The 18,524-nt window shown below is 45.1% G+C and carries 17 protein-coding genes; 4 read left to right on the top strand and 13 right to left on the bottom strand.

The window, feature by feature from the left end:
• Nucleotides 1-21: 21 nt before the first annotated feature.
• The 10 genes from F0220_RS10830 to rpiA form a co-directional block, all read right to left on the bottom strand.
• Nucleotides 22-459, bottom strand: coding sequence for a GNAT family N-acetyltransferase (locus tag F0220_RS10830; RefSeq protein ID WP_091017388.1), 438 nt, complete (start codon nucleotides 457-459; stop codon nucleotides 22-24).
• A gap of 63 nt (nucleotides 460-522) precedes the next feature.
• Nucleotides 523-1,488, bottom strand: a complete 966-nt coding sequence (locus F0220_RS10825; protein ID WP_223199910.1) for an N-acetylglucosamine kinase — start codon at nucleotides 1,486-1,488, stop codon at nucleotides 523-525.
• A gap of 89 nt (nucleotides 1,489-1,577) precedes the next feature.
• A complete protein-coding gene (locus F0220_RS10820; RefSeq protein ID WP_105598170.1) occupies nucleotides 1,578-2,291 on the bottom strand; it encodes a class I SAM-dependent methyltransferase in 714 nt (237 codons plus the stop codon).
• Nucleotides 2,292-2,418: 127 nt separating this feature from the next.
• Entirely contained in the window at nucleotides 2,419-3,396 is a 978-nt protein-coding gene (locus F0220_RS10815; RefSeq protein ID WP_105598169.1) for an alpha/beta hydrolase, read from the bottom strand.
• A 36-nt stretch (nucleotides 3,397-3,432) separates the two neighbouring features.
• Complete coding sequence (locus tag F0220_RS10810) at nucleotides 3,433-5,142, bottom strand: ATP-binding protein (RefSeq protein ID WP_105598168.1); 1,710 nt, start codon at nucleotides 5,140-5,142, stop codon at nucleotides 3,433-3,435.
• Between the two features lie 15 nt (nucleotides 5,143-5,157).
• Nucleotides 5,158-6,252: a cobalamin B12-binding domain-containing protein gene (locus tag F0220_RS10805; RefSeq protein ID WP_105598167.1), complete on the bottom strand. Its 1,095-nt coding sequence runs from the start codon at nucleotides 6,250-6,252 to the stop codon at nucleotides 5,158-5,160.
• Nucleotides 6,253-6,533: 281 nt separating this feature from the next.
• On the bottom strand, nucleotides 6,534-6,995 hold the full coding sequence (locus F0220_RS10800) for a MarR family winged helix-turn-helix transcriptional regulator (RefSeq protein WP_091017397.1): 462 nt from the start codon (nucleotides 6,993-6,995) through the stop codon (nucleotides 6,534-6,536).
• 15 nt (nucleotides 6,996-7,010) lie between these two features.
• Nucleotides 7,011-7,439, bottom strand: a complete 429-nt coding sequence (locus F0220_RS10795) for a GNAT family N-acetyltransferase (protein ID WP_308737356.1) — start codon at nucleotides 7,437-7,439, stop codon at nucleotides 7,011-7,013.
• Nucleotides 7,418-7,609 (bottom strand): hypothetical protein, encoded by a 192-nt coding sequence (locus tag F0220_RS33315; protein ID WP_308737354.1) that lies wholly within the window; start codon nucleotides 7,607-7,609, stop codon nucleotides 7,418-7,420. The genes F0220_RS10795 and F0220_RS33315 overlap by 22 nt, the downstream gene beginning before the upstream one ends.
• A 25-nt stretch (nucleotides 7,610-7,634) precedes the next feature.
• The gene (gene rpiA / locus F0220_RS10790) at nucleotides 7,635-8,306 is read right to left on the bottom strand and encodes a ribose-5-phosphate isomerase RpiA (RefSeq protein WP_105598166.1); all 672 of its coding nucleotides are present in this window, start codon (nucleotides 8,304-8,306) and stop codon (nucleotides 7,635-7,637) included.
• A gap of 509 nt (nucleotides 8,307-8,815) precedes the next feature.
• On the opposite strand from rpiA, the gene F0220_RS10785 reads away from it, so the two are divergent.
• Both F0220_RS10785 and F0220_RS10780 read left to right on the top strand, forming a co-directional pair.
• Entirely contained in the window at nucleotides 8,816-10,558 is a 1,743-nt protein-coding gene (locus F0220_RS10785; RefSeq protein ID WP_091017767.1) for a methyl-accepting chemotaxis protein, read from the top strand.
• 79 nt (nucleotides 10,559-10,637) lie between these two features.
• Nucleotides 10,638-14,312, top strand: a complete 3,675-nt coding sequence (locus F0220_RS10780) for a non-ribosomal peptide synthetase family protein (RefSeq protein WP_197997759.1) — start codon at nucleotides 10,638-10,640, stop codon at nucleotides 14,310-14,312.
• 115 nt (nucleotides 14,313-14,427) lie between these two features.
• Here F0220_RS10780 and F0220_RS10775 read toward each other — a convergent pair whose 3' ends face one another.
• The 3 genes from F0220_RS10775 to F0220_RS10765 all read right to left on the bottom strand — a co-directional run bounded on the left by F0220_RS10775 (nucleotide 14,428) and on the right by F0220_RS10765 (nucleotide 16,367).
• The gene (locus tag F0220_RS10775; RefSeq protein WP_244660935.1) at nucleotides 14,428-15,048 is read right to left on the bottom strand and encodes a TraX family protein; all 621 of its coding nucleotides are present in this window, start codon (nucleotides 15,046-15,048) and stop codon (nucleotides 14,428-14,430) included.
• Nucleotides 15,049-15,125: 77 nt separating this feature from the next.
• Nucleotides 15,126-15,626, bottom strand: coding sequence for a GNAT family N-acetyltransferase (locus F0220_RS10770; protein ID WP_091017402.1), 501 nt, complete (start codon nucleotides 15,624-15,626; stop codon nucleotides 15,126-15,128).
• 267 nt (nucleotides 15,627-15,893) lie between these two features.
• A complete protein-coding gene (locus F0220_RS10765; RefSeq protein WP_036609525.1) occupies nucleotides 15,894-16,367 on the bottom strand; it encodes an RbsD/FucU family protein in 474 nt (157 codons plus the stop codon).
• Between the two features lie 255 nt (nucleotides 16,368-16,622).
• Here F0220_RS10765 and F0220_RS10760 point away from each other — a divergent pair, with 255 nt between their 5' ends.
• On the top strand, nucleotides 16,623-17,045 hold the full coding sequence (locus F0220_RS10760) for a MarR family winged helix-turn-helix transcriptional regulator (protein WP_017689281.1): 423 nt from the start codon (nucleotides 16,623-16,625) through the stop codon (nucleotides 17,043-17,045).
• 30 nt (nucleotides 17,046-17,075) lie between these two features.
• Nucleotides 17,076-18,419 (top strand): MFS transporter, encoded by a 1,344-nt coding sequence (locus F0220_RS10755; RefSeq protein WP_105598164.1) that lies wholly within the window; start codon nucleotides 17,076-17,078, stop codon nucleotides 18,417-18,419.
• Nucleotides 18,420-18,524: the final 105 nt, after the last annotated feature.

The following is an 18,524-nucleotide window of genomic DNA, read 5'->3' as shown; positions in this document are numbered from 1 at the left end:
AAGTAATAAAATGCCTCTGTGCTACTCTTCGTCTGTATCTTCCTCTTTTTCAAGCACACAACGGAATCGCTCCACACCTGGATATAATTCACCCAGACTATATACCACGAACCCCGTATTCCGATAAAACTCGACGGCTTCCAGCTCGGTCTCAGCGATCAGTCTATCGGGATTGTATGTTGCCAACAGTTGTGAGATCATACCACGTCCATAATTTTTAAAACGGTTTTCAGGCAAAACCGAGATATGATGAATGGTAACCTCACTTGTTCCTGTCTTCTCATATCCAATGAGACCGATCAATTGTCCCTCATCTTCGTAACCGGCCATTTGCAGTTCGTCTTTCTCTACATATTGTTGCAACGCACGGTTCAAGTGATCCGGATCAGGAAAGACCGAATAGGACAACAGTTCCTGTACTTCCGGCTCCCGTATGCGTGATTTCAGATTAATTAACACCTTGATTCCTCCTATACCTTGCTTGTTTCCGTTATCGTATTGTAGTCGTTAGCCTCTAAAAGTTCAAGTCGTGTGCCGATTCAGCTCCGATTGAAGCACAGTTGAGATGTTATCCGATACGTTGATCTGCGCCAAATGATAAGCATCCAGCAGTGCGCCCCCAACTGCCAACAAGTCACTGGTTATGTACTGAATTCTTTTCCCATCGGGCCTGTAAGTAACATCCAGTCCTTTCTGAACAGCTTCCACCATATATGGTGAACTCAGACAGCTTCCGGTAAGCGTCATGGACACTGCGGGCTGATCAAAACAGGATGCAAGCATCAGGATGCCCACAACGGCCGTGTCAGCAGCCGAGTCGCACACCCTAACTGCGAGGGGAATATTCCGATCAGCAGCTTCAGTCACCATAGACGCCATCTGACCAAATTTCCGGTTGGTCGCCTGTTTATTTTCGGCAAAACCGACTATCCCCAGCGCAGCGAGCTCTCGAATTGAGGCAACATTCCAATATTTCAACACCTGCTCAATCCAAGCTTGGTCCTGCGGCCCATAACGACCCGCGAGGATGGAATGCACTGTGTCGTAAGCTAAAAAACGTGCTGCTGTCGGCGCGTAATGTCCGAACTCATCATTGCGGAGCCAAGCTCCCTGTTCGGTTCTGCCAAGGATCAGAGATCCTGTTCCTCCAATGGCGACAATACCTGGCTCACCGTCGAAGGCCGCTGTATGTGCGATGTGTGTATCGTTTACCGCACTGATCCTGCCTGTAATCCCCGTACGAGCGAGCAATGCCTCAGCCCAAATTGTATCTTCAGGCTCATTCAAGCCTGCCATCCCTGCCTGAATGGAGGCGATCTGACTCGACTTGAGCCCGGCTTCAGTTATCGCTTCAGCGATACCCTCCAGCACATTTTGCTCAGCATTGGTATCGTGATAGCGGTTGCAACCATTCTTTTGTACATAGGATAAAATCTTCCCGTTCTGATCTGCGACAGCCACACGCGTGTGGCTCCCTCCTCCATCCATCCCTATTACATATGTATTCATCCTTAACCATCTCCCTTCAGACCACACATTAAGAGTGCCGGGTCCTTTGTCAGGTCCCGGCAGAGAATTTATTGCTTTTGCACAGCGAAACGAAGCAGTTCACAACGAAATTGTGTCGGTTCATCATACTTTTCCTCTTCAATCGTCTGTGTAACATGTTCCTGAAGCAGAATATTCCAGCCTTTGTAGGCATCCTCCAGTATAGCAATCGCCTCGGCTGTGGGCAGGTTCAGCTCAATTAATGGTTTAATCTCCTTGCCTGTATTGATTTCTTTTTCCTCCACATTGGTACTCATGGTAATACAATGAATGCCCCCTGTACGAGTTCCGGCCTGTAACCGGTCTATCGCTTCCATAAAGGCTTGCTTATTGGAAACATGTTCCAGACAAGAACAAGCAGCGATATAATCAAAATAGTTTGGCTCCATAGCATAATGTTCAACATCTGCTTTCACTGCCTGCACGATATGATCAACCTGATATTCTTTCGCATACTTGCGAAGTCCATCTACGGCCTCATCCAGTAAATCCACACCGATGACTTCACTGTTCGTTTTTGCAAGGCGCTGTGCAATCGGTATCGTATGTCTCCCAACTCCGCATCCCAGATCGAGGACACGCAATTCCTCCTTGTGAGTAAGTAAACGTTCCAGCATATCCATCACCATAGGCATGGGCCTCGACATCCAGGTACCGGAGGCGAATAATTCATTATTCTGATAGAAGTTGGAATGATAACCTGCCTCTGCTTTTCGTGCAGCCTCAAATTGTTCGTTTCCCATCAAGATACCCCCATCGTTTAGTAAATGATTTGCATCTTCTACTTAATACCCAGATTGTCACAAAAAAATCAATTAAACGCCGCGCCCCCTTGATCATGGGCATACCTATAAACACAAGGTCATCGCATTACTTGGCCTCTGAACTTTCAGGTACGAAGCACGAAGGCAACAGATTTTTCTTCATAAAGGATTCCAGTGCCGCCTCATATCCAGTGCGATCAACTTGAAACGCTGTGCCATGACCCGCACGGGGGACGGTCAGCAATTCCTTTTTGGTTGGGCAAGCTTCATACAACCTGTATACCATTTCGGTCGGTACAAACGTATCAGCCTCACCGTGGATGAATAACACGGGAACGTTAACTTTGGCAAGTTGCTTGAGTGCCGAAGCCTCTCTGAAGGAATACCCTGCTTTCCACCGGGAGATCAGACTTGTGACAGGTATAAACGGAAATGCAGGAAGCTTGTATAATTGCTTTAACTGGAACGTCAGTTCTTCTTCCACGGATGTATATGCACAATCAGACACAATCGCTTTAACCTGAGTCGGCAGGGCTTCACCACCTGTCATCAGTACGGTTGCTCCTCCCATGGATATGCCGTGCAATAAGATTTCCCCTTTTGTACCCACTTTTTCAAGCACCCAGTTGCTCCACTGGACATAATCCTTCCGATCTAACCAGCCAAAACCGATGATGTCACCTTCGCTGCGGCCGTGACCCCGATCATCCGGCATTAACACGTTATACCCATGTTTTTCAGCATAAAATCGGGCAAAACCAGCCATTTCTCTACCTTTCCCCGAATAACCATGTGCCAGAATAACCGTCTGATCCGACCCTTTATTGGAACCGACCCATGTACCATACAGTTTTAATCCATCATGTGATTGAAGAGATATCTCTTCTGTAGGCTGAGCATCCAGCCACTTCAGATCAGAAGCACTACTGATGATTTCATTGTCCGGTTCAGGCATCAGATTTGGATTATCCACCAAAAACGTTTTTGGGGTACGGCGAATGGCCGTTTTGAAAAAATAAAGCCCACCAGCCGATAAAAGAGCAAGAACGATCAGTACTAGTGCTGCAAGTACGTAGAATAACATGAACGAGTTCTACCCTCTTTCCTTATTAAGATATGTTCAATCTTTACTTACTCGTTGAAGTGACTCACATGCTGCTTGATAGGCGGGTAACAAAGCATCCAGCAATGGTTCTGCCTTCCGTGATTGACCTTCCTTCGCAAACTGCTCTATCCGGGCAAACAAAGTTGATAAATAACGAATCCCTAGGCTCAAGCTCCCTGATTTCAGATCATGGGCTACCTCGGTTGCAGCAACATGGTCACCGGACACAATATGTCTGCGCAGCACCTCAATTTTACCAGGTGTATCGGTACGATACATGTCCAACAACATACCAAGGAGTGTACGATCACCATCGGTGTTTAATTCCGCAATCTCATGTACGATGCTCATATTTAGTACCTCGGTCGGTTCGGAAGATTGCTGCCACTTCTCGATCATCTTACTCAGAATTTCCAGCGTGAAGGGTTTGCCAATAAAGTCATTCATCCCGGCTTCCATACACTTGTCTTTCTCTCCCTGCATGACATTACCTGTCATTGCAATGATTGGTGTGGTATGACGCATTTCATCCATTTCTATCGAGCGGATTTTGCGTGTTGCCTGTAAACCGTCCATCAATGGCATCATATAATCCATGAGAATCAAACTGTATTTTTTGCTGAGAAAAGCAGCTATTGCCTCTTCCCCATTCACTACAGCGTCCACTTGGGTTATTCCCAGTTTTTTGAGTTGCAACATAACAAGCTGCCGGTTGATAACATTATCATCGGCTAGCAATACAGATATAGAAGGAGCTTCATCATCCATATCACGCCCCTGATGCTCTTGAGCGGAAGCAACAAACTGGTTAGCGGACTGGTTACCGTCTTTCTTACCAAGTGTAAGTTCGAACCAGAATGTTGATCCTTCACCCTCCTGACTGTCTACTCCAATCTGACCTTCCATCAGTGTAACGAGCGACCTGCAGATCGATAATCCAAGGCCCGTTCCTCCATACTCACTTGAGCGACCTCGTTCAGTCTGCACGTAGGGTTGAAATAACTGATTCTGATCTTCTTCCGAGATACCAATCCCCGTATCTTCGACTTCAAGTCGGATCATTTGTGTAATCTCATCATCTTTCATAAGGGTGACTCGTATCCGCACCGTTCCTTCTGATGTGAATTTGTTCGCATTCTGAATCAGATTGATCAGTATCTGTGTAATCCTCGTTGAATCCCCTTCAAGAAGAGTAGAGATTCTGGGGTCACAGTCTATCGATAACTGATTTCCGTTCTTTCTGACTTGGGGTTCGAGCAAACGAACAATATAGTTTATCGTCTCTTGAAGGTCCACTTCTCCCAGTTCAAGTCGCATCTGCCCCGCCTCAAGTTTGGACAGATCCAGAAGATCCTGAATCAGCTTAAGCAGCAGTTTGGCAGCATCCTGTATAACGGAAACGGAATTTTCCTGTTCTTCAGACAATGGAGACAACTTCAGCATCTCAGCCATCCCCAATATGCCATTTAATGGCGTACGAAAATCATGACTGATGCCTGCAATAAATGCGATTTTTGAATCACCTGCATCTACTGCTTGCTGACGTGCAGCTTCAAGACTGTTATTGTTCTTTGCAAGCAGACGATGGAGTGTCACCAGTTCATTATTCATCTCCGAGAATTCCGCAAGTGTCCGTTCCTCTTGCTCTTTGCTTCGGATCATCTGATCCGATAACTGCTCAATCGTTCTGCGTAGCCTCTGTATCTCTCCGCTCTCATTAGACATCACATCATCCCTCTCCTAATCCCTAACCATATCCAGATCCAGATGATTGCATGTAGCTGGCTGAGCCAATAATTGTTCTGCAACCGCAACTGCCTCATCGGCTCCCGGAGCATAACCGTCGGCTCCTATCGTTTTCCACAAATCCTGATCAATATTAAAAGGATATCCCCCGACCATAATCTTCACATGTGCCGTTGCCGGATGATGACGAATAAGTTGAATCAATTCTTTGGCCAGATGAAGGTGATACGTCATCGTAACTGAAATCGCAACAACATCCCCCTGATAGCGCTCTATAGCCTCGACTACACTTCCATTAGGAACATTGGCTCCCAGATAGTGCGTATCCCAGCCTTCCATCTCGAACACATCTGTGAGCATACGCAGTCCGATCTCATGTTGTTCACTGCCTACACAGGTGGCAACCAACCTTTTACCCTGACCTGTATGAATCAACCAGCGAGAATAGAGACGTGATATGAATGACTGAGTCGCTGCCGTACAAAAGTGTTCTTGCCCCACACTGATTCGATGGCATTGCCACAATCGCCCAACTTCATATTGGGTAGGCTGAAAAATATATCGATAAATATCACGAATCGTCACCCCAGCTTCTAACTGAGCTTCAATGATTTCGAATGCTTCTTTCCGTTTATTCTCAAGCAAACACTGCAAGTACGATTGCGCAGCATCTCCATATGGCATGGATTCGTTGATGTAACCCGCCTGTGACTCCAATTGTGTTGTTCTATATATTCCCATATCCAGATAATCGAGCAGAAGCGCCTTTGACGGATGGTCAAATTCTTCTTCCAATGTCTCTCTAATCAGATTGAGATTAATCGCCAGGTCTTCTTGTGATACCTTATAACCTTCAAGTAGAACTTTCAGCCAGGCAATATAATGAGTAAACAGGCCTGGACTCTGTACGAGTGCACTTTCTGCCAAATAGTTCAAGCTATACTGAGAATCCTGTTTGGTTCGCATTTTTCCGTTCTCACCAAATCGCTCAAGTAAATCGGGCTGTCTGAGATACTGTTTCTCCGTTATTTTGTCAGCTAAGTTCCCCGATTCCTGGAGTAAACGTTCTCCTGCTTCTTGATGACTCATAGATGCACCCCTCCTCTACCCGCATCACATCTCCATCATCATTCGTGACTAATCCAGAATGAGATCGATGTTAGCTCACTTGCAATCGGGATAGGTTCTTCTACTTGTTCCAATCCATCCATTCCGCTCTTAAAAGTTCTGTTCCATTATACATGAATTCCTGATGATCATGTGTTTAACGCCATGCATGTATAGAATAATCTTCCTATATTATGGAGGGCCTTGCAAGTAAGTCAGCCAGTATACTGTACTTTAAGGTTCCACAAAAAAACTGACCTGCGTTATGAACGCAAGTCAGTTTTCCCTTCTGCCGCCAGTCCCAGCTTCTTCAACATCTTAATCGCATCCACTTTCTCGGAAGGGTCAAGTCCCTCCAAAGCATCAATGATAACCTGGTGATGTTGAGGAAATATCTGTGTGAACAACTGTCTTCCTTCCTCGGTTAATTCAGCGTAAATGACACGCCGATCTTCCTTGGATGGCCGACGAAACAGCAGATTTTTATTTTGTAACTTATCTACAACATAGGTAATATTACCACTGGACATTAACACCTTCTCACCAATCTTTTGCAATGCCTGTGGTCCCTTATGATATAACAAGTCAAGCACGCCAAATTCTGTCGTATTCAGACCATGACTCTGGATGTCCCGATTGGAACGTGAGGTCACAGAATTGTAGGCACGAGCAAGAACCACAAATAATTGTAAAGACAGTTCCCGGTTGTCCTCCGTGTTCGGCATTTCAATAATCCTCCATCAGTTGTTTACATTTAGGCTCGTATGAGGGGCCAGCCTCTGCTCCCACTCCTCACGGAGCATCCCCATACGAATTGAATCATAGTACTGCCCGCGAACGATACGACACTTCCGCATTCGCCCCTCTACTTGTAATCCGGCTTTTGCAGCCGCACGGATCATACGTTCATTACCAGACCAAGTAGTCAATCCAACCCGAACCAAAGGCATCTGTTCGAACAAATGACTTGACCACATGACAAGTGAGCGTGTGCCAACCCCGCGTCCCCACTGGACAGATCTGTATATTACAATCCCCATTTCCAGCCACATGGATAACTCATCTTCTATGTAATAGCTGATTGTACCCACAATTTGTCTGTCGGATTCAATAATACGGATTGAAACGGGTTTGGAATCGCCTGCATCTACATCCATACGTTTGAGCATACCTTGTTCAAAACTTTCATAACTTTCGTGTTTAAGTGGGTAATAGGGTGCATCCATTGCTTCCATTCAGGTACATCATCACTATAGATCAATTCATAGAGTTCTTTCAGATCCTGTTTCTCCACACACCTGAGTACAAGTTCACCATCCACGATTGGTAGTTCTTTCATGAAATGCAACGCACCCTCTTCCATATTAAGAACGATGAAGCTCTTCGATACTGCCGTCCGCGTTGGCAAGAATGACTGTGCTAGCCATATCCACAAATAGTCCGTTATCCACAACACCTGGTAACATGTTCAATTGAACATTAAGGTTCGCAGCGCGATCAATCGCTTCCATATGACAATCCGCTATCAGGTTTCCGTTGTCTGTCAGATAACGTTGCTGTCCATCCATCCGCCACTGTGGTTGACACCCCAATTTTTCGAGCGCCTGGAAGGTCCACTCCGAAGCAAATGGAACCACCTCAACTGGAAGCGGGAATTTCCCCAACTTTTGCACGGCTTTGCTGCCATCCGCTACAATAATCAATTTGTCACTATTGGCCGCCACGATTTTCTCACGCAAAAGAGCCCCGCCGCCCCCTTTAATCAGGTTAAATTCGGGATCCACTTCATCAGCGCCATCAATGGTCAGATCCAGACGTCCAATCTGGTCAAATGGGACAATGGGAATCCCCCATTCACGGGCAAGCTTGTCCGAAGCCTCTGAAGTGGCAACCGCTTGAATGTTTAATCCATCACGTACCCGCTCACCGATCCGGCAGATGGCATAATAAGCTGTTGAACCTGTACCCAATCCAACCTTCATTCCATCTTCAACATATTCTGCCGCACGCTCTGCTGCTATCTGTTTAAGATTCATCTATAAACCCCCGCTGCTCATAATTTGAGAAATGCATATGTAGTTATTATAGATAAAACCGCTTCCGATGTATATCCGTGCCTTATGTTGCATCTTTGCATCATATTTTTGTTTTGTTGAAGGATGTATTTTTACCCACCATGTTATAGAATACAGAATGAAGCTAAAAAATGGGAAATTTTAAAATAAACAGTTCTAAATACCTATAAACCATCTGATATGTCCATAAATACGTAAAATATTAAAAAAAATTTAACGATACTATTCAATTTAACGACATTTTATACGACATATTAATTATAGATGTGTTTTAATAATTAGACACCTATGGTTCATACGGTACATAAGTCTCTACGAAAGCGACTGATAAACCAAGACCATGGTCGCATAAATTTCCTTTGGAGGGGATCACGGAATGATCTAGTTCACTGTACCAATGCAACCCTAAAGTTTCTTAATTTAAAGAAGATCAGGAGTGGAATTTAGTGAAATCATTAAGTTGGAAAAGCATGTCGTTTTTCTCCAAAAATTTGTTACTCTCATTTACGAATATCGTTATCATCGGGGTAGCACTTATCGCAAGCAGTTACTATTTTCAAAAAACAGTTCTTGTTGATCAACTGCATGGACAGGTGGAACAGATTACCAAAAAGTGGGCTGAAGATATCAATCCTACCGAGGTACAAGCTGCTATTGCGGAAGGTAGCTATGATGGAGCAACACAAACGAAATTACGAGCGTATTTCGATGAGATGCAAGAATATTATCCTAACATTGCACAAGCCTACATCTTCGGTGTTGAGCTCGGTGGCGATAACAAGAGATTAACTTCCCTTGTAGCGATGCCGACCAACCTAAGAGAGGCTTTTCAAAGTGAGAACGTAAATATTGGTGACATGTATGAGCAGCCGGTCGTTGTAGCCAATGCACTGAAAGAAATGCTTAATACGGATCGCCCAACATTCACAACATTTTATTCCGATGATTTCGGAACTTGGACAACCATTGCATATCCAATCAAAGACAGCAACGGTAAGATTTTCTCATATTTTGCCATTGATGCAGATGCATCAGCCGTACCCGCGGGACTAAACTCCTTGCTCAAAAACGGAATTATCATCCTTGTGGCCTTCTTGCTGTTATTCCTGATTATCCAATACCTTGTCGTTAAAAACACACTCTCCCCTATCCGTCACTTGATCAAAGGAATTGATGACGTGAGTCGGGGTAATTTGAATGTCAACATTCCGACAGGAAAAGACGATCTGGGACTCGTTAATGAGAAGTTCAACACCATGGTTCGCAAAATCAACGATACTATCGTTAAAGTGCAAATCACATCACAAGAAGTAAATCAGTCTGCCAAAGAGCTATATGAAGTTTCCGAGCGCAACAGTGAGAATGCAGATTCTATCAATAATAATGTGACTCAAATCACTTCCAACATTCGTTCACAGGAACAGGCAACCCGGGATAGTGCACGGGCCATGTCCGAGATGGCTACCGTAATCCAGACGATTGCCAGCAGCTCGGCAAGTGTAGCGGATGAAGCCTATGAGATGGAACGTCGTTCACAACAAGGTAACAGCGTTGTCCGTCAGGTATCTGAACAGATGAATCTGATTACGGAATCAGTTAAGAATACCGCTTCTGCCATTGAGGTTCTGGAGAGTCGTTCACAGGAAATCGGTGATATTCTCAATATCATCTCGGGTATCTCCAGCCAGACTAACTTGCTTGCTCTTAATGCTTCCATTGAAGCAGCTCGTGTTGGTGAAGAAGGAAGAGGATTTGCAGTTGTTGCAGGTGAAGTACGTAAACTTGCCGAGCAGTCTGAACAAGCGACCAGCCAGGTTGGCGTATTGATCCAAGAGATTCAAGCTGGAATTAAACAAGCTGTACGTGCAATGGAACAAGGTACGTCAGAAGTAGATACAGGACTCAGCGTAGCCGATCAAACAGGACAACTTTTCGAAGATATTTTAGAAGCAGCGAAAAAAGTATCTAATCAGATTCAGGAAGTATCAAGCGCGACGGAAGAAATCTCTGCGGGTACGGAGGAAATGACCGCTACAGCGGACGACTTGTCTTCAAGCGTAAGTAAGACAGCAAACAGCAGTGAACAAATTTCCTCATCTGTTGATGAGCAAAAAGCATCTTTGATTACACTGGTAGACTCCTCCACACGTCTTAATACCATGTCTGAGGAACTCCAAGAATTGATCTCTCATTTCAATGTAAGCAAACAATAATTCAAATCCACAAACATTCGGTTTGAACCAAGGAGGAATAACTGAAGTGATTGAAAACCAACCATCTTCTTCCCATTCCATGGAATCTAGCTTGCCCGTTCTGCAGATTCCACTGGATTTTGGGCGACGTCAACAATCATTCTCTTATCAGTCTGCTCAAATCACATTACATGCTTCTCTGAGCCGTGAACTTAAACAGAAGTATGGAGAACAGATGGTGTACCCGGTACTCCTCTCAGCTTATGCAGCCTTGTTATTCCGATTGTCAGCTGAACAGGAACTTGCCATAGGTATACTTTCTCCCGATCAGGCAGCATCCTATCTTTCATTACAGATTCAGGGGAAATTGACCTTCAGCCAACTATGTCATCAGGTTTCAGAGCAGCTCAAGATTGAATACACGTTGCAAAACGGTGGATACCCTGAATCGTTTTTTATGCTGAATAGTGTTCAGTTGCCTCAAGCTCCTCAAATATTAAATTGGAACGTTCGAGGTGATCAAAACATGCTCATCCTCGATCTGTTCTATGATAGTTCACTGTTAAAAGAGTCTACCGTGCTGAGATATGCAGAATATTATCAGACTCTTCTACTCGCCCTTGTGCGTGACGGTGAGAAAGCAATCGGTACTGTAGATATTCTTTCCGCCTCAGATCGATTGCTTTACCGTGAAATGAATGATACTTCCGTTCTCGAACCAGAGAATCAGACGGTTCATGGCTGGTTCGAAGCAACGGCCGCGGCATATCCGGATTCACCGGCGATAACATCGCCATCCAAAAGTTATACGTACAGGGAATTGAATGAACGAGCTAATCAGGTTGCACGTGTTCTGTTATCCAATGGATTGCAGAAAGGTGAATTCGTGAGTATCTTTATGGATCGAAGTCTGGAGACCATCATCTCCCTTCTTGGTATTCTGAAGGCAGGTGGTGCATATGTTCCGATCGATCCTGAGCATCCACAAGAACGTAACAGTTATATCGTGGAAGATACGGCGTCCTCATTCGTGCTGACAACAGAGGCTTCTTATGCCCAAGCTTCCAGCTTATTCTCCAGTATAGCTACGGTCCGTCAGATTCTCGCTGTGGATGGTCGTTTAGCCGGATTTGCAGCAAGTAATCCCAATCTGGATATTCAGCCAGATGATCTTGCGTATATTATCTACACGTCAGGGTCGACCGGTAAACCCAAAGGTGCACTGATTGCCCACCGGGGTGTAACCAATCTTGGCAGTGTGGTTCAGCGTGATTGTGACATTCAACCAGGTGATGTATTAACTCAGTTTGCTACATACAGCTTTGATGCTTCCGTGTGGGATACCATTGGCGCCTTGTTCTATGGAGCAGAATTATATCTGTTGTCTGCGGAAGAACGGGTATCCGTAGAAGAATTCGCAAGTGCAATTGAACGGACAGGAACAAACATCATTACGATACTGCCTACGATTTTCTTCAATCAGCTTGCTTCCTACTTATCCGATGAAGGTTTCCACAAGCTGGCCAAAGTCAGAATCATTACTGTAGCCGGAGAAGCGCTCTATGGTGAACAAGTTCGTGCCTTCCAGCGCAAATTCGGAAACCAGATTGATATTGTCAATGTGTACGGACCTACCGAATGTACAGTAGCCACAACTACTCACCGCATCAGTGAGCAGGTTCCCGAACATGTGGTGAACATCCCTATCGGTAAACCGATTCATAACTACAAAGTATACATTGTGAATGAAGAACAACAGCTCTGTCCGGCAGGTGTACCTGGTGAGGTATATATTGCTACCCCTGCATTGGCCAAAGGTTATCTGAATCAGCCAGAACGTACAGAGCAAGCATTCATTGAGAACCCGTTTGCGATAGGTGAGAAAATCTACAAATCTGGCGATATTGCCAAATTGCTGGATACCGGGTTACTGGAATATGTCGGTCGTAGTGACTCACAGCTAAAAATTCGTGGTCACCGGATTGAGATCGGGGAGATTGAAGATCACTTTGCACGGCTTGATCAGATCCAGAACGTTGCCGTCATTCCGAAGAAAGAATCCGATGGACAAAATATGCTGGTTGGTTACTTTACATCGAAAGATGGCAGTACCCTCTCTGTTTCGGACATCAAAGCAGAACTGACGGAGAAACTACCTTCTTATTTTGTACCAAAGTGGATCTGTCAGCTGGATGAAATGCCGATTGCCCCAACTGGAAAAATCAATCGCAAAGCGATGGTATCCCTGCCTCATGTGGAACGATATGAAGATCGCCCTGACCGGGTCATGCCTGAGACGGAGACGGAATCCATTATCCTGGACGCATGGAAAGAAATCCTTCAGCACGATGACTTCGGTGTCGAAGACAGTTTCTTCAATATTGGTGGTGATTCACTCCGGGTCATTCATGTACTGGTCATTCTGAAGCCACATTATCCACAGCTGAAAATTGCCGACTTCTTTGCCGAGAAAACAGTCCGCGCTCTCGCTCGTCGTGTGGAAGTATTGTCTCTCAGTGCTGCAGAAGTTACGGATTCAGTGGTGACCGATGGTATGATTACACAATTATCCGAACACCCTGTGGAGTTAACAACCCAGTTAGGGTATCCACTCATTCGTGAACCTGAGCATGTGTTACTGACCGGAGCGACTGGTTATCTGGGCTCTCATGTGCTGCAACAGTTAATTCTGAATTCCAGTACACGAATCTACACCCTCGTTCGTCGACCATCCAATGGAATAACTGCAATGGAACGTTTGACTAACGTGCTGGAAGGTTATTTCGGCAAACAACTGACTGACCAGCTCTCCACTCGTGTGGAGATTATTGAAGGGGATCTCGAACAACCTAATCTCGGTCTGTCCGCTGAACAAACGGCTTATGTTCAGGATCGAATTGACCGTGTCATCCACTGCGCTGCAGACGTACGTCATTTTGGCGATGCCGATCAGTTCGCCAAAACAAACGTGGAAGGAACGGTGGCTTTACTGGATCTGATTCGCAGCAAACCTGGTGCTTCCTTCCACCATGTATCCACGATGGGTATTCCGGAAGATCTGGCACTCAGCGGACAATGGGAATCTTCCCTGCAATATGATCGGTTCCCGGCTGATTTGCATGTGGACAACCTGTATTCGGACAGTAAGCTTGAAGCCGAGAAAGTGCTCATGATTGCCGCCGAGCAAGGTGTACCTGTCAGCATCTATCGTGCAGGTAATCTCACTTGCCACTCCGAAACTGGACGCTTCCAGTCCAATATTGATAGCAACGCCTTTTATCGTATGATCAAAGCGATGTTATTGCTCGGCAAGGCTCCTGCGGCTGACTGGATGGTTGATTTTACACCGATCAACTATGCAAGTGAAGCTATCGTTCATTTGGCCTTACGTCAGGATACCGCCGGTCGTGTATTCCACATCTGTAATCCGGAGCCCATCCGCTATGATGAGCTGATCCTTTCTGTGAATCGGGCTGGTTACGAAGTTGAAACGCTACCATTCGCGGATTACACACGTTGGTTGTTCGATGCCAGCATCAGCAAAGAGCCGGAAGCTCTTCAGTTGGCTATTGCACAGCTTGAAGGCGACGGCGCGAAGGACTCAGCATATGTCTATGCTTGCCCTGTCACAACAGCTTATGTGGAACCTGCTGGCATCTCATGTGCAAAAACAGATGATCACTTCATCTCCGCCATGTTAGACTATGCCGTTCAGATTGGATATTTCCCGTCTGCAATCCGGCGCCATAACGGCACTTCTACAGCAATGGAGTAAGTTCACTTTATCACTAGCATTTAATTAATAAATAAGGTCACATAAAGAGAAGCCATCTATCATCATTCACTGACGATAAGATGGCTTCTTTTCTTCGCATTTTCGAGTCATTCTTTTAGACCCATCGGATAATTGCAATGATGGCAAGATGAGCTGGATAGAAATAACGCCAGACCCAACGCGGCCCCTTCATACGGAAACCCGCCTGGTAATACTGAGCAATAGCAATGCCGGCGGTTGCGAGCACACTATACATTTGCACAGAGCTGTTATGCAGCAGAAGATATAGTGCATTTAACAAGACATGTGCCACGACAAGTACAGGACCCTGGAAATAACGGAATAACAGAACCAATAACAACCCGTACATCCCGTAATCCATCTGGCTAATTTCCATAAACAATCCTGCTCCAATGACAATCGGAATCCGCAGTAGTTTGGATGGCATTTTATCGATAACGAATAATACCAACAGGGCTGACCACAATGTCCATACCACGTTCAGAGAATAATGATTAAACGCCGCCATGAACGGCACCTGTGATATGATTGCAATCCAGAACAGCCGCCATATGTATTTTTGTACGTCTCGTGTATGTTTATAACCGATATACACTGCAAAAGCATAAATTGGAAAAGCGATACGACCTATGATCCTCAACTCTATAATATGTGGAAAAAAGACAGCCCCTATATGATCAATTAACATTGTGATCATGGCAATCCACTGCATCATGTTGTGACTCCCCTCCCTTGTTGCCGACGACACGAGTGTGCCATTCATTCATATAGTGCGTCTTTTTGAGCAACCTCCTATACATTAAGTTCATAATACATGAATTTGGTATCCTGTGCATATCCTTCGGATTCATATAAAGCTTGTGCTTGTTTGTTACTTAACTCGGTTGAGAGTGATATACGAAGAACTCCTCGCTCAGATGCCAATTGTTTGGCTGCTTGCAAGAGCTTCCTGGCAATGCCTTGCTGACGATAATCCGGATGCACATATAGATCATTAAGCACCCAGACAGGCCCCATCGATACCGAACTGAAACTGGGATACAGCTGAACGAATCCTGTACAAATAAAGCCATTCGAGAGTGACATACCATTACTTTCATCTGTCCCATGATCACTTTCGGCATCTGTTTCTGCTACCAAAATCACCGATTCATGGCGTTCCATTCGTTCTCTAATATACTGATGTGCTGCCTCAATGTCAGCATTTTGGTTGTAGAACATCCTGTACTCATTGAACAATTGTCCCACTTCGTTACAATCAGGAAGACCCGCTTGTCTGATTCCGTGCTGCATTTCACTCAACTCCTCTGGGATAGAGACCATCGTCTCCTCGTTTGTATTTCTTCCAATTGTAAAACAGTCCTTTCATTTTCCCCATTCATCATCTGCATCAAAGTTTGTAGTATCTTCAGCAGTGATCTGACAAACGTTCATGCGCGCTTCTAGATTGCATCGTGCTTATCTAGTCCATGCCAATTCTGTACGTTTTGTTATATTAACTCCGTATTGGTAAAAATAAAAAGGCGACCAAAGCATCCACTGCTCCGTCGCCGTAATTATTCAGTTCGATTCAGCATTCTGCTGTTCCTGACCAGGATCAGCATCGGGGAAAATGACGCCTTTCTTCAAAATCAGATTGGCGTATTGCGCTCGCTCACCAGTTGCAACAATCACATAGGCATTCGAAGCCCGTTTATAAAAATCAAATCGTTCTTCATGATCAAAAGCATCCGTAATGCCTTCGTATTCTTCAATCAATCGGCGGTAGTCTTCCCATATGATCGGGATCACCTGATCCCCTTTCACAACCTGCATGACAGCAGCGGGACGCTCAGCATAGGTATCCAGTGGATATAATTGCAGGATGGCATCCAGCAGTTCAACGACTCCCAGTGCATCACAGCGTACCAGTCGCTTGGCATGACTGGCTGCGGGGAAATTGCCATCCGCCAGAACCAACTCGTCTCCATGACCCATTTCGGACATGATTTTGAGTAACTCTGGAGGTATTATTGCGGGTATATTCTTTAGCATACACAGCTCTCCTTGTTCATCTCCAACATCAGTTAGAGCAAATTGGTTTTCTCCATCCTTCAAGCACGCTGGAAATCGATTATATAAAAGCGGTTTCATCACTATTCTAACAGGATTTTTGGATCATTGCACAGCGCACCTGTAAGTTCGATATGAGAATATTTCATTTTGACAAAAATACTTGTTTGACATATAGTTGTTATAACAACTAATTAATTGGGACATTTTATTATGGAAGCGAGGTCTAGCAATCACATGGACTATACACTGGAACAATCTGTTGGATTCATGCTGGGTTTCACACATCGTAAAGCTGTAGCTTTACTTGCAACACGATTCAAACCTTATGATATTACGACAGAGCAATTTTCTGTTCTCTTTAATGTTGACCGCGGTGAAGGTGTTAATCAGAAGGAACTCGCTGCACGTGTCTTCAAAGACCAACCCACCACTGCGCGGATCATTGATCTGCTTGAGAAAAAAGGCTGGGTAGAACGCCGGACCAGCGAACAGGATCGCAGAGCCTATCTGTTATATCTCACCACGGAAGGCAAAGCGTTAATTGATATCCTCGTTCCGATTGAAAGAGAAATGAATAAAGAACTTGCTGAAGGTATATCCGAAGACCAGATGGAAGCATTTAAACATACTCTTTCCCTCATTAACCGCAACTTGTAATGAATCACAACTCAGGGGGAATACATCATCATGAAAGAACAATCTACACAACAAGTTAGACTATGGACTACCGATTTTATACTGCTGATGCTGTGCAACTTCTTGTTGTTCTTGCAACTGCACATGATTGTCTCTCCGCTTCCGTCTTACGTTCAGGAGCGATTTCACGCCAATGCGTTTGAAGTAAGTTTATTCACCTGTCTGTTTGCACTAAGTGCCATAGCAGCCCGTCTCTATTCCGCGAAAGCACTGGAGAAGGGTCTTCGTAACGCCATGATCTATATAGGTCTGTCCGTAGCCCTGCTAGCAACACTCGGCTATTATTTTGCTGCCGGTATAGCTGTGCTCTTGTTGCTGAGAATGTTGTTTGGTATCGGGTTTGGTATGAGCAGTACCGCTTTTCCAACGATGGCCTCGGATATTGTGCCCGTCAAACGAATGGGTGAAGGTATGGGTTACTTTGGTCTATCGACTAGTCTGGCTATGTCTATGGGGCCAATCATTGGGGTCACTCTGCTCCAGGGCGCTGGATTTGTAACCCTGATGTTATGTACTGCGGGTGTCCTCGCTGTGATCTATCCACTGAGTTATTCGCTGACACGCAAAAAAGCAGTCAGAACCGATAACAGTACAACCATCATGCCACAAGCCACAACAAGTGCTTCAGGGTCCAACCCGAAACAGAAGACCCCTTTCAACCGCAAGCTGATTCTGCCCAGTGTGCTGAATTGCCTATTATCCATCACCTATGGTGGGCTTGTCGGATTCATCGTTTTGTATGGTAAGGAAGCCAATCTGGCCAATCCTGCGCTGTTCTTTTTGTTCAATGCACTCGCCGTGTTATTGGTTAGACCATTTGCAGGGCGGATCTATGACAATAAAGGTCCAAAAGCACTGCTCATTCCAGGAGCAATATTCGTTGCTGTCGGCCTCATTCTGCTCTCTTATGCAACCTCCATGTCTGTCCTGTTCATCGCTGCCTTTATCTACGGAATCGGTTATGGTTCCATGCAGTCGTCTCTGCAGACCTGGATGATTCAAGTTGTATCTCCTACTCAACGGGGTATGGCTAACGGCATGTTTTTGAACTCGCTGGATCTGGGGATTGCGACCGGTGCCCTTCTTCTCGGCGCCATTGCGGCGATGACCAGTTATACCGATATGTATCGTTATTCCGTGATGTTTATGATTCTGTTCTTGCTTATATATCTGATTCAGGGAAAACGAAGCGGCAGCTTCTCCATTGAACCTCATGCTCTGCTCGCTCATACTCATATCCCTGCAACGGAACCACCTCAAGATCAGAACAAGGATTCAGAATCTGGAGCTGGAAACACCGAAACTAGCCAGTCGAATATAAGTAAACACGAATGATTGGTTAAGGTCATTCTGCTCATAGAAACGAGAAACGCGTTTACACCGAGAAAGCAAATTCATCCGCTTTCTTAGGCGTAAACGCGTTTTTTATTGGAACAGATC

Source organism: Paenibacillus sp. 37 (assembly GCF_008386395.1).
GTDB lineage: Bacteria > Bacillota > Bacilli > Paenibacillales > Paenibacillaceae > Paenibacillus > Paenibacillus amylolyticus_B.
This window is presented reverse-complemented; position numbering and strand designations above follow the sequence as displayed.